Annotated in this window: 12 protein-coding genes; 1 reads left to right on the plus strand and 11 read right to left on the minus strand. The window is 58.4% G+C overall.

The window, feature by feature from the left end:
* Positions 1–18: 18 nt before the first annotated feature.
* Positions 19–891 carry an acyl-CoA thioesterase gene (locus MHK09_RS04440; RefSeq protein ID WP_250412772.1) on the minus strand — a complete coding sequence of 291 codons (873 nt, stop codon included), beginning with the start codon at positions 889–891 and terminating at the stop codon, positions 19–21.
* A gap of 182 nt (positions 892–1,073) precedes the next feature.
* Here MHK09_RS04440 and MHK09_RS04445 point away from each other — a divergent pair, with 182 nt between their 5' ends.
* Positions 1,074–2,411, plus strand: a complete 1,338-nt coding sequence (locus MHK09_RS04445; protein WP_150851187.1) for a glycosyltransferase 87 family protein — start codon at positions 1,074–1,076, stop codon at positions 2,409–2,411.
* Between the two features lie 20 nt (positions 2,412–2,431).
* Here MHK09_RS04445 and MHK09_RS04450 read toward each other — a convergent pair whose 3' ends face one another.
* The 10 genes from MHK09_RS04450 to MHK09_RS04495 form a co-directional block, all read right to left on the minus strand.
* Entirely contained in the window at positions 2,432–2,893 is a 462-nt protein-coding gene (locus MHK09_RS04450) for a hypothetical protein (RefSeq protein WP_005324994.1), read from the minus strand.
* Positions 2,893–3,996: a glycosyltransferase family 4 protein gene (locus MHK09_RS04455; protein ID WP_250412774.1), complete on the minus strand. Its 1,104-nt coding sequence runs from the start codon at positions 3,994–3,996 to the stop codon at positions 2,893–2,895. Before MHK09_RS04455 ends, MHK09_RS04450 begins: the two co-directional genes overlap by 1 nt.
* A complete protein-coding gene (locus MHK09_RS04460) occupies positions 3,996–4,940 on the minus strand; it encodes a phosphatidylinositol mannoside acyltransferase (protein WP_250412775.1) in 945 nt (314 codons plus the stop codon). Before MHK09_RS04460 ends, MHK09_RS04455 begins: the two co-directional genes overlap by 1 nt.
* A 39-nt stretch (positions 4,941–4,979) precedes the next feature.
* Entirely contained in the window at positions 4,980–5,585 is a 606-nt protein-coding gene (gene pgsA / locus MHK09_RS04465) for a phosphatidylinositol phosphate synthase (RefSeq protein ID WP_005325002.1), read from the minus strand.
* Positions 5,578–6,114, minus strand: a complete 537-nt coding sequence (locus MHK09_RS04470; RefSeq protein WP_150850607.1) for an HIT family protein — start codon at positions 6,112–6,114, stop codon at positions 5,578–5,580. The genes pgsA and MHK09_RS04470 overlap by 8 nt, the downstream gene beginning before the upstream one ends.
* Before the next feature lie 49 nt (positions 6,115–6,163).
* Entirely contained in the window at positions 6,164–8,227 is a 2,064-nt protein-coding gene (gene thrS, locus MHK09_RS04475) for a threonine--tRNA ligase (protein WP_250410640.1), read from the minus strand.
* A gap of 77 nt (positions 8,228–8,304) precedes the next feature.
* Positions 8,305–9,531: a Dyp-type peroxidase gene (locus MHK09_RS04480; protein ID WP_250412777.1), complete on the minus strand. Its 1,227-nt coding sequence runs from the start codon at positions 9,529–9,531 to the stop codon at positions 8,305–8,307.
* Between the two features lie 2 nt (positions 9,532–9,533).
* Entirely contained in the window at positions 9,534–10,136 is a 603-nt protein-coding gene (locus tag MHK09_RS04485; protein WP_200435688.1) for a copper chaperone PCu(A)C, read from the minus strand.
* A complete protein-coding gene (locus MHK09_RS04490) occupies positions 10,136–10,702 on the minus strand; it encodes a copper resistance CopC family protein (protein WP_200435689.1) in 567 nt (188 codons plus the stop codon). Before MHK09_RS04490 ends, MHK09_RS04485 begins: the two co-directional genes overlap by 1 nt.
* A 521-nt stretch (positions 10,703–11,223) precedes the next feature.
* Positions 11,224–11,917: IS30 family transposase (locus tag MHK09_RS04495; RefSeq protein WP_250412779.1), on the minus strand; the 694-nt coding region annotated here is incomplete at its 5' end.

Raw genomic sequence — 11,917 nt, forward strand, 5'->3', positions numbered from 1 at the left:
CTTATAAGCGGGACACTCTTATACGTTGTGCCAATTGCCATGGGCAGAGCCGCTGCCCAATTTTTCATCTAAGTAACGCGTAAGCCCCTCTTGGTTCACCAACGCCACCAATTCACCCTGCTCGGTAAAAATCTTGCCACACGCAACCGCCGTTGCATTCGACGCCGAGGGTGATACCTGCTCATACAGCAACCACTCATCCACGCGGAAGGGGCGCAGGAACCATATCGCATGGTCAAGGCTGGCCAATTGCACCTTTTCTCCCTGATGCTGAATAAGCGCGGAGCGAATCAGCGTCATATCAGACATATAGGTCAGCGTAGCGCGGTGAAAGGCAGAATCCGCTGGGAGATGGCCTGTGTTGCGAAACCAGATATGCCGATAGCCTGCACCGGTGCGCTCTGCAGCCACCGGATCGCGGCCCTCTTCCGGCACGAGGCGAATATCCCACTCCTCCCACTCTTTGAGGATGATCCTGGTGGAGTACGGGGCCCCACCGCCCATCCGAGCTACCTCATCGGGCCCTGGCACCTTCGGCGCGGCGTCCTGATGCTGCGGGCCATAGTCGCCGTCGCGGTGAAAACTAGCCATGAGAGTAAAAAGGAGCACGTCACCCTGGTAGACACGCACCTGCCGGTTGGCGAATGATTTCCCCTCCCGAATGCGTTCGACCCGGATCTCAATTGGTTGGCTCGCATCGCCAGGGCCTACAAAGTAGCCATGCAGGGAGTGGATGTCTTTGCCGGACACAGTGCACTGGGCTGCGGCCACTGCTTGAGCAGCAATCTGTCCGCCGAAGGTACGCTCAATCCGCGACTCCACAGCAGGGCCTCTAAACACATCGGCCAAATTCGTTTCCTCGACGGCCAGAATCTCGCGAATGGATGCCATCTGCACACTCCCTATGTCCTACGTCACGTCTCCCAGCGTTTGCCGTCCACACTACTCACTAAACGAGCCGTCAGTTTCCTTTTCAAATCCGTCCCCCACTTCTGGGCGCAAAAGTGGAGGAATTTTCTAGAAGAAACTATGTCCGCTACCGAAGCTGGCGCGCATTGAATAAAGTCTTTCTAGTGAAACGCATCGCTTCTGTTCCAGCAGTATGGATTGGGTGGGTCATCGCCCGCCTGGTCCTTATTTACCTACTCAAGATTGACCACAATCCCAGGGGCGATGTCGCATACTATTTTGCCGGACTCTTTGGCGACGACCCGACGATGATGACCGAATACCCTCACTCGGGCACCTGGCCCACGGTGGTCTTGGGCTGGCTGACCGGTGAGAATATCACCGCATTCTATATCGGCTTCACCATCATGACCCTGCTAGTGGACGCCGCCTTTTTAGCCCTCCTTCTGCGTCACCACGCGACTCAACCGCGCAGTTTCCAGGCCGCCTGGTTCTGGGTCCTCTTTGGCACCGCAGCTGGCCACACCTTTGTGTGGCGTCTCGATATATTCCCCGCCCTAGCCGTGGCCGGGGCAGCTGCCCTTCTAGCTACCCGCCCGCTCATCGCCTCGGCGGTACTGGGTTTTGCCACCACGATGAAGCTATGGCCAGGAGTCCTCGCTGCCGGCTTAGTGGGCCGCTTCAACAGATCCGCAACCTGGCAACGCCTACTCGCGTTTTTCTGCACCATCGTCGCAGTCTGCACCGTCACGATTGCTGCCTCTGGTACCGAGCGCCTGCTTTCACCGCTGAACTATCAGGGCGTGCGCGGTCTCCAGTTGGAGTCCATCCCGGCGACGTTCCTGTTGCTGCAGGCACATCGCACTCCAGGGCGCTGGCACCTGGGCTACGCCCCGTCCAAGAGCTTTGAGATTTCCGGGCCTGGCGTAGATACCGCAATGACCTGGAGCACTATTGCCACCATTGTCATGCTCGTCTTCGCAGTGGGCTGGGCGCTGTACCGGCTGTGTGCCGGCGGATGGACCACCCGGACGACCATGGCGTTTTTTACCGTTATGGTGCTGCTTCTCATCGCGACGAATAAGGTTTTCTCCCCGCAATACATCGTCTGGCTGGGCCCCTTGCTTGCCGTGGTGATCCGCCAGCGCCTTCCGCAAGAATTCGCCCCCTTGCGGATATTCCAAGCCTTGTTAGCGTCCTGCACCATTATCGCCGCCGTGCTGGGCACCTTGGTCTACCCATTCAACTATGACTACATCTGGAACCACGTGGGCGAGAACATGTTCGCCGTCTACCTATTGGTAGCCCGCAATATCCTTATCGTCGTCATGGCCATCATCGGACTTGTCTGGTTTGCAGTCGAGGTGGCTCTGGCTTCGAAGATCGAGCAGGCGCAGATGCAGCAGCAAGCGCCTAACGCCCCGGAGGAAGACCCGGCCGCCAGCACCGAGGCGAAGCCGGTATTCCGCCGCCGACGCGGCCGGCACGCACTTGCGTCCTGAAATTGAGGTAGAACTGCTGGCTACTCGGCCAACATATAGTCAAAATATTCCGGCAGCTTCGCGGTGCCACCCAGATGAAAGAGGCGTACCGCAGGGCGCAAACGCAGCGCGCGAGTGTCGCTGACCGCCTCGTTATAGAAGCGGTGGGCAAGTTGGATGCGGCCCTCGGCGTCGGCAAGCGCGGCCGGGCGACGGTCCGCGGGAAACTCCCTCACAATGGCGGCAGATAGTTCCCGCTCGGCCATCGTGCGCGGTTCGAAGTGTCCTTGATAGAGCTCGGTAGATTCCGCTCGCTGGGCTAGCGCCGCAAGCTCTGGGGCTACCGCCGCTGTCACCGCTGCTCTGCGGTCTAGTGCCGCCTGTAGCTGGGCCAGCGAGGCATCAGTGCGGATGTGCAGCGAGTTGAGCCGCTGGGCGGTAAAAAGTGCCCACAAACCTACGATGATAAGTAGGAAGAGGACTAGGGCGATTTCGATGGTCATCAACGCTTTACCCTCACCTTGGTGCCGTCTTGGACAGTCTCGTAGACCTGCATCACGGCCGCCGCTACATGGTCCCAGTCATAGGTGCTGGCGCGTTGGACGCCATTGCGCACCAACTGGGCCCGATACTCGGCATCATCGAGCACCTCGTTGAGGACGCGTGCCAGATCCTCGCTGTCTTTATTGCGAAAGAGTGCGCCGGCAACCTCGTCGGAATCGGCATTGCACACCGCACGGAAGGCTTCCAGATCGGAAGCAACGACAGCTGCGCCGGCCGCCATGGCCTCTACCAGCACGATGCCGAAGCTTTCGCCACCGGTATTTGGGGCCACGTAGACATCGGCACGGCCCAGGATTTCTGCCTTTTCGGCGTCACTGACCCGGCCGACAAAATCCACACCCTCGACCTCGCGGGCGCGACCGCCGCCCATGATGGTCACGCGGATATCGTGGTGTACTTGGCGCAGCGCGCTCAGCAGGATATCGAGGCCCTTGCGCGGTTCATCCAACCGTCCCAAGAAGACAACTTCCAAGGGATCGCCGGGGGCTTTGGCCGGGCTGCGGCGCCGAGCCTGCGCGTAGACCGATGTATCCACGCCGTTGGGAATGAGCACCGGGTCGCCGCCCAATTGCTCCACCTGCCACCGCCGCGCCATATCGGATACCGCGATGCCGCCGCGGATCTTTTCCAAGAAGGGAACGAGGAATGGTTTGGCCAGAGTCAGCACCAGGGAGCTCGATGCAGAGGCGTGATAGGTCGCCACCAGTGGGCCTTGGGCCACGGCCAGCGCGGTCATGGAAAAGCTCGGGGAGTTAGGCTCATGGATGTGCAAGACATCGAAGTCGCCCTCCTTGATGAATTGCTTTACCTTGCGTGTTACGTGGGGTCCCACGGACAGGCGCGCCACCGAACCGTTATACGCGATGGGGAAAGCCGGCCCTCCCTTGACTACGAAATCTGGCAGCTGGGTGGATTCCGCAGCGGGGCCAATGACCTGAACGTGGTGCCCTTGCTCAATGAAAACTGTGGCTAGATCAAGGATATGGGCTTGAACTCCACCTGGTTCATCGAAGGAATAGGGGCACACGATTCCTATGCGCACTAGCTCTCCCCTTCCTGCGATGGCCCGGTGTGGCGGGCATTGCGGGCTTCTTTGCCCGCCCGCGCTTGCCGACGCCTCTCTATGTCCACATTCCACTGCGGCTGCAGCATATGCCAATCCTCCGGGTGGCGGCGGATATTGGCGGCGAAGCCATCGGCCATGCGCTGAGTTGTCTCCTGCAGGTCCGTTACCTCGAGCTCAGGAGACACAGAGAGCCCCCAGCCCTCGCCTGCAAACCACGAATGCACCACGTGCAGGGCGGCGCCGGTTTCTATAGCAAGCTGCGCGGGACCGGCAGCCATATTGGCCTTTTCCCCCATGAAATCCACGGTAACGCCGCTTCGGGTCAGGTCGCGCTCAGCCAGCAGGCAGACCACGCCACCGGCTTCCAGCACCTCTTTGAGGCGGGCAAAAGGCGAGGATTCGCCGCCGGTGAGGGGAAGAACCTCAAAGCCAAGGGTTTCGCGGTAGTCCACAAAGGCGTCGAAAAGCACTGCGGGCTTAAGGCGCTCCGCAACGGTGGTGAACTGCCCATAATGGCCAACGAGGAAGACGCCCGCCATATCCCAATTCCCGGAATGCGGCAACGCCAAAATGGTGCCGCGCCCGGATTGAGCCGAAGCATCAAAATGCTCGAGGCCTTCCAAGCCACTGAGCAAGCGCTCATGCAGCCCGGCATCACCGTGGATGGCTGGCAGGCGGAAGGCCTCCATCCAATAGCGCATATAGGAGCGCACGGAATCGCGCACCAACGCGCGGGTAACGTTTTCTGGGCCTACCACGCGCGCCAGGTTGCGGCGCAAGCCCTCCATTCCGCGACCGTTGCCGCTTGCGTAGTCCGCACCCCAGCGAAAAAGCGTGCGCGCGATGGGCTCGGGCAGACGGCGCACCACCTTCCACCCCGCGAGGTAACCCGCCGCGGAGAGGTCTTCTTTGTCCCACATGGTGTTACAACCTCCTGGTTTAAGGTGGTGCAGTATGAGCTACTGCTGCTCCTGGCGGGCGGCGATAACCATACGTTGGCACACGGTAAAGACGGAGCCCACGGCCAAGATCCACAGCGCAACCTCAATGGCATGCGGTACTCCTAGGCCTTCGAGGCCGATGCCGCCCAGGGCCAAAATAAGCCGCTCGGGACGCTCGATAAGGCCGCCGACCATCTTGAATCCGGACGCTTCTCCCCTAGCCTTGATATAGGAAATGACCTGGGAACATACCAAGGTGACAAAGCAGGCAATGACCGTGATGCGGGAAGAATCCGCAGAATAAATCAGCCACCATGCAATAGCACTGAACAATGCGCCATCGGTGATGCGATCACAGGACGCATCCAAGGTCGCACCAAAGGCAGTAGCCTTGCCGCTCAGGCGCGCCATGGTGCCGTCGAGCATGTCGAAAGCGGCGAAGAGACCGGACAGGACCGCAGCGAAAAAGAGGTGGCCGGTAGGAATAAGGATCACCGAAATCGCAATGGTGACGATGGTACCCACAACCGTGACCACATTCGGGGTCAGGCCCAGCTTTAAAAAGGCCTTGGCTATAGGTTCCACCACCACGGCGGCGGGCTTTCGCCCATGCACGCTAAGCACGCGAATCCTCCTCTTCCATCTCGCGCCATCCTTCTGCCAGCACGCGGCGCGTATCCTGCAGAAGCTGCGGTAATACCTTAGTCCCATCGAGGACAGTCATAAAGTTACTATCCCCGGGCCACCTTGGCACCACATGCAGGTGCAGGTGGTCTCCTACCGAGCCGCCCGAAGCACGACCCAGGTTGAGTCCTACGTTGATGGCTTCTGGGTGTGAGACTCGTTTGAGCACTCGAACCGCCTTTTGCGCGAAGGCCATCAACTCCTGAGATTCCTCTTGCGTAAGGTTCTCCAGCTGCGATTCCTTGCGATACGGCACCACCATGAGGTGCCCGGCGTTGTACGGAAACAGGTTCAACAATGCATAGACGGTCTTGCCGCGAGCAATAATGAGCCCGTCCTCATCGCTGCCCTTCGGGGCTTCCACGAAGGGGTCTTTAGAGCGCTTGGCAATATAGGCCATGCGATAAGGCGCCCATAACCGCTCAAGACGGTCCGGCTCGCCAGCACCTGAGTCAACGAAGGTCTCCACCGCAGCTTGGCTTTCAGCGACGGCGGAGCTGTCGGTTTCGTTTGTCTCTTTAGCGTCGGGCACTGATGAGCTCTTCGGTCGGCTGCTCGTTGTTACGCTCTGCTACCCATGCGGCAATGAGCTCCACGGCTTCCTTTACCGGCACACCATTGACCTGGGTGCCATCGAGAAAGCGGAAGGATACGGCATCAGCTTCTACGTCGCGCGCGCCAGCCACCAGCATGAACGGAACCTTACCGGTGGTGTGGTTGCGAATCTTCTTCTGCATGCGGTCATCAGAGGTATCCACATCGGCGCGGATACCCTTCTGACGCAGCTGGGTGGCAACCTCTTCGAGGTGCGGGGAGAATTCGTCAGCCACCGGAATGCCCACCACTTGGTGCGGTGCTAGCCATGCTGGGAAGGCGCCGGCGTAGTGCTCCAGCAGGACGCCAAAGAATCGCTCGATGGAGCCGAAGAGCGCACGGTGAATCATGATTGGGCGCTTCTTAGTGCCGTCCGACGCGGTGTATTCCAGCTCGAAGCGCTCCGGCAGGTTGAAGTCCAACTGCACGGTAGACATCTGCCAGGTACGGCCGATGGCGTCGCGCGCCTGCACAGAAATCTTCGGGCCGTAGAAGGCTGCACCTGCGGGATCCGGAACCAGCTCCAAGCCGGACTTTTCTGCGACCGACTGCAGGATAGACGTAGAGCGCTCCCAGATCTCATCGGAACCGACGAACTTATTCGGGTCCTTGGTAGAAAGCTCCAGGTAGAAGTCAGACAGGCCGTAGTCCTTCAGCAAGGAAATGATGAAGTCGAGGACCTTGGTTAGCTCTTCTTCCAGCTGCTCTTCGGTGCAGTAGATGTGGGCATCGTCCTGGGTAAAGCCGCGGGCACGGGTCAGGCCGTGGACCACGCCAGACTTTTCGTAGCGGTAGACGGTACCGAACTCAAATAGACGAAGCGGGAGCTCGCGGTAGGAACGGCCACGGGATGCAAAAATCAGGTTGTGCATCGGGCAGTTCATGGGCTTGGCGTAGTAGTCCTGCGGCTCCTTGACGGTATTGCCCTCTTCGTCATACTCGCCATCGAGCTGCATCGGTGGGAACATACCGTCGGCGTAGAAGTCCAGGTGGCCAGACTTCTTGAATAGGTCACCCTTGGTGATATGCGGGGTATTAACAAAGGAGTACCCAGCCTGGACGTGGCGGTTGCGAGAGTGGTTTTCCATCTCCATGCGCACGGTCGCGCCATTCGGGTGGAATACCGGGAAGCCGGAGCCAATCTCATCCGGGAAGGAGAAGAGATCTAGTTCCTGACCCAGGCGGCGGTGGTCGCGCTTTTCAGCCTCTTCCACCATGGTCTGGTAGGCCTCCAGCGCCTCCTTGGACTCAAAAGCGGTGCCGTAAATGCGCTGCAGGCCAGCCTTGGACTGGTCGCCGCGCCAGTAGGCAGCAGAAGAACGGGTCAGGGTGAAAGCCGGGATGTACTTGGTGGTCGGCACGTGCGGTCCGCGGCAGAGATCGAACCACTCTACGTCCCCGGTGCGCGGGTTGATGTTGTCATAATGGGTGAGATCGCCGGAACCGACTTCTGCGGCCTCGTCGGAGTCAGGGTCAACGTTGCCCTTGTCTTGGACCAGCTCGAGCTTGAAAGGCTCCTCGGCGAGGGCCTTTTCCGCTTCCTCCGCGGATTCATAGACGTGGCGCTCGAAGCGCTGGCCTCCCTTGATGATCTTCTTCATGCGCTTTTCAATCGCCTTGAGATCTTCCGGTGTGAAAGGCTCGGCGGTCTGGAAATCGAAGTAGAAGCCATTCTCAATGGCCGGGCCGATGCCCAGCTTGGTGCCGGGGAATTCGGCCTGCACGGCCTGGGCCATAACGTGACCGCAGGAGTGGCGGATGACGGCGCGGCCGTCTTCCTCGCTGGCGGCAACCGGGGTAAAGGTGGACTCCGTGTCTGGGGTGTGCGACAAATCAAAAAGAGTGCCGTCCTCACCGCGAACGACTACGACAGCCTCAGGGCCCTTATTGGGAAGGTTGAGCTCTCGCATTGCTGCGCCCACGGCCTGGCCGGCGGGCACGGTGAAGGAATCGTAATTGACCGGTACTGCGGGGATGAGTTCCGCCATAATCGCGCTCCTTTATGCGCTCGTGCGTCGGCGGCATACCTGGCCGCGTCCGCTATTTAGATTTACGGATAGCCATTCTACAACCCCGCATGCTCGCAGAGCGATTTTGCCCACCATGATTCACGCCCATCGGCATCGAGGGTGCCCGGCGGGCAGAAATACATAGCGGAGCCGATATGAGTCAGCCACTCATTCATCAGGTCAGATTTATCCAAACGGGCCTGGATAGGCTCGAATTGCTTGGTGGGATCCTGCTGGTAGCAGATGAAAACCTGGCCGATATTGGAAAGCTGCCCATCCTTGCCATCGGGGGCCAGCTCATAGTTATACGGCCGGCGCAGGATGCGTTGCTCCGGATGATCAGCAGGTGGCGCGGCCACGGCCATGTGCGAGTTTTTATCAATTACCGGCAAGCCGTAGTCATCTACCGTATCGAAATCTGCAGCATCAAATTCTTCTTCACCGGTAAGCGGGGCGCCGGTGTCAAGCTTGCGGCCCACCGCATTTTCGCGGGAGGAGCGATCCAGCTTCTCCCACGTATCCACGTTCATCCGGATGCGACGCACTACCATCGCCGTTCCCCCTTGCGCCCACTTCGGCCCTTCATCGATCCACACTTGGGCTGCAAAATCTTCCTCGCTGCGCGGATTAACGGTTCCGTCCTTTTGCCCGAACATATTGCGCGCGGTAGCGCCCTTTTCGTGGCTGCCAAAGGCATTAATAAATCCTTGCTGAAGCCACTTCACGCTGGCATAGTGTTCGCCGGCTCGCACCATGTGGCGCAGCGCATAAGTGTTCATCAGCGGATCATCGCAGCAAATCTGGAGGACTATATCGCTTTGTCCCCATTGTCGTTGCAGCTCATCACGCTTAAAGGAACGCACATCTCCCAGCCAGTGTGGTTTCTCCACGCCGAGCAGGGAGAAAACCTTCTGGCCTAGACCACAGGTGATGGTCAAGTTGGCGGGCTGTTCAACCATTTCCGGCTCCAGGGTGCCTAGCGGCGCCTCCCCCGTACACAGTGCCCGGGCGTCCTCGGTCCACAATTTCATCAGGCTGGCAAACCCCCGCTTGTCGACGCCCCTTTTAAGGTCAAACCCCACCAGGTTCAGGTGCGCCTGCTCCGCGGTTGCGATGCCTGCTTGATGTTCACCGTCAAAAGCCACGAGGGCGTCGGCAAGCGCAGGCTGTTCCTGTGCCCCAGCAGCCGGGGAAGTGCCCTGGTTATTACAGCCTGCCAACGCGAAGGCGCTGGTCGATACCGCAGCGCCAGTGAGAAATCCCCTTCTACTGAACCCAGACATATTTAGTGGTCGTGGCCTTCCTTATTGTGGGACATATCTCCGTGCTCCATATGGGACATATCGTGGCCCTTCATATCGCCGTAGTCCTCATCCCCGGCAGGCATGCTACGCGTTTGGATCTCGCCCAGATCGAGCTCTTCGCCGCCTTCTAGCTTCACCTTAAGGTCAAGGGATTCGCCGGGAGCGATGTGGTTTCCCATTTCCATGAGCATGAAGTGGTCACCGCCTGGTGCCAGTTCATGGGACTCGCCGGCCTTGACCACCAACGGGCTCGACATTTCCTGCATCTTGCCATCGACGGTCTCATGGATCTGGTTCACTTTGGCATTAAGACTGGTGGAAAAACCGGTGATAGCGATGTCCTTATCGGTGTGGTTCACCAAGGTGCCAAAAATAGCAGTCATGTCTTTATCTTCGTTGGCACGCACGACGGCGTCTTCGAAGGTCAGGTCCTCGGCCGCGGCGGAGGGGGACTTCTCCGCAGCGCTGGAGGTGGCATCAGCCTTCGACTCAGTGGAGTCATTTTGGTTCTGCGGGGAGCAACCCGCCAGGGCGAGGCCGGCCACAGTCAGGCCCACAAGGGCAATGCTAGAAATCTTGGACATTATTTTTCACCTTCCGAATCAATGCGACGAGACTTGGCAATAAAAAGGGCAACTACTGCGGCAATTGCCAAAACGCCGCCCACCCCCAGAATGATTTTCAGTGACATCGGCAGCCCCTCGGTTGTTTCTTGGTCTGTCGCGTCAGACTCGCCAGCCTCGGGGTTTTCGGCTCCGTCACCTTTAACGGAAAATTCCACACCGCCGCGAGTAGCGTGTCCATCCGAAGACGTGATCTGGAAACCCACCTGGTAGTTGCCCGGCCCAGGGTTAACCCCCTCAGGAGTTTCAATTGTGAGGTCTCGTTCATGGAGCTGCGGTTCCTGGCTAAAGAGCTTCTCACCGGTATCAGCGTTGGTTACGGCAAAGGTGTTGAAGTCCTCTTTGGGGATGCCAGAAAACTCAAGGGTGATTTCCTTAGGGAACTCATCGAGTTGATCGCCGTCTTTGACCGAACCGCCAATAACGGAGTCGTGCGCGAATGCGGCAGGCATCGACCCGCCCAAAACCAGTGCGGCTGTGCCCACTGCTGCAGCTGTGCGGCGCAGCCAAGGTACGCGGTAGCCCATAGATAGCTCCTTTGTGATGTTGGAAAAGCACAAGTTGAATTGTCAGACATACTAGCCCCGCGACTTGCCAGAGCGGCAATCACTAAAAGCAGCGCGTCGAGTCATATGTCGGCTTGAACTGGGATCGAGTTCCGCTTCCTTAATAAAAAGAGGTTTTTATCACTATTTAAGCCAAGTTGATTCAATTCCAGCGGACCTAGCCTTAGGACCTCTCCTCCTGCCGGGCATTAAAAAACGGGCCAGAAACCATCAGCGCAAGAATAGCCAAGGCGACGCCTACACCGATGAGTGCCAAAGGCCACGCCCCGCTGCCGCTGCCTCCAGCCGCATCTGCCGCAGTAAGGCCCATAAAGAAAAGCACAGTCCCCGAAACAAAAGACGCGAAGCCGCAGGCTCCAACCAATAGCGGTACCACTAGTGCGCGTGACATCTTTCCCTCCTCCGCTTTGGGTTATGACTCTTCAAAGGCAAGCGTATCGCACAGCACAGGCGGATTCTAGGGGTCGTTGCAACGATGATGGTTAGTTTGGTTTGATGCTACCGGTTTGTGTGAGGGCGTTGGTCATGACTTCGGCTGGGGTGCGCCAGTTGAGTGCTTTGCGTGGTTTGTGGTTGTGAATGTTGGCGATCATTTCTAGGTCCTCGGCGCTGTAGATGGACAGGTCGCTGTTTTTGGGAAGGTTTCTTCTGAGCCTGCCGTTGGTGTTTTCGTTGCTGCCGCGTTCCCATGGTGATCCTGGATGGCAGAAGTAGATGGGAATGTCAGTGGCCATGGTAAAAGCTTTATGACCAGCCATTTCGCTTCCTTGGTCCCAGGTAATTGATGACCAGATAGCTTTATCGATTCCTGTAACTGCCTTGTGCAGGGCTGTGAATACTTCTTTGCTGGTATGCCTTCCTGGTAGGTGGCCAAGGACAACAAATCGGCTAACGCGTTCTACTAGCGTGATTACCGCTGATTGGTTGTTTTTACCGAGGATGAGGTCGCCTTCCCAGTGGCCTGGCAAAATACGTTCACTTACCTCATCTGGCCGGTCGTCTATGAGGATCATGTCGTCGACGAAGCGTTGCTGGGCAGGTGTGCTGGAGCGGGTTTGGCGTTTCTTGCGTTTCTTTCTACCGGTCGGCAAGTCCAGGCCAAGGTCTTTGAGTCTTCCTTTGGCCTGCAGGTAAAAGGCGTCATAAATCGTTTCGTGACTAATGCGCATGTCCTTA

Source organism: Corynebacterium tuberculostearicum, assembly GCF_022347235.1.
Taxonomy (GTDB): domain Bacteria; phylum Actinomycetota; class Actinomycetes; order Mycobacteriales; family Mycobacteriaceae; genus Corynebacterium; species Corynebacterium tuberculostearicum_F.

What these genes read in the sequence shown, in the direction of transcription:
- MHK09_RS04460 (WP_250412775.1), bottom strand. Translation starts at nt 4,940, where the DNA reads ATGTGGGACAAAGAAGACCTCTCCGCGGCGGGTTACCTCGCGGGGTGG.
- MHK09_RS04440 (WP_250412772.1), bottom strand. Translation starts at nt 891, where the DNA reads ATGGCATCCATTCGCGAGATTCTGGCCGTCGAGGAAACGAATTTGGCC.
- MHK09_RS04490 (WP_200435689.1), bottom strand. Translation starts at nt 10,702, where the DNA reads ATGGGCTACCGCGTACCTTGGCTGCGCCGCACAGCTGCAGCAGTGGGC.
- MHK09_RS04485 (WP_200435688.1), bottom strand. Translation starts at nt 10,136, where the DNA reads ATGTCCAAGATTTCTAGCATTGCCCTTGTGGGCCTGACTGTGGCCGGC.
- MHK09_RS04450 (WP_005324994.1), bottom strand. Translation starts at nt 2,893, where the DNA reads ATGACCATCGAAATCGCCCTAGTCCTCTTCCTACTTATCATCGTAGGT.
- thrS (WP_250410640.1), bottom strand. Translation starts at nt 8,227, where the DNA reads ATGGCGGAACTCATCCCCGCAGTACCGGTCAATTACGATTCCTTCACC.
- MHK09_RS04480 (WP_250412777.1), bottom strand. Translation starts at nt 9,531, where the DNA reads ATGTCTGGGTTCAGTAGAAGGGGATTTCTCACTGGCGCTGCGGTATCG.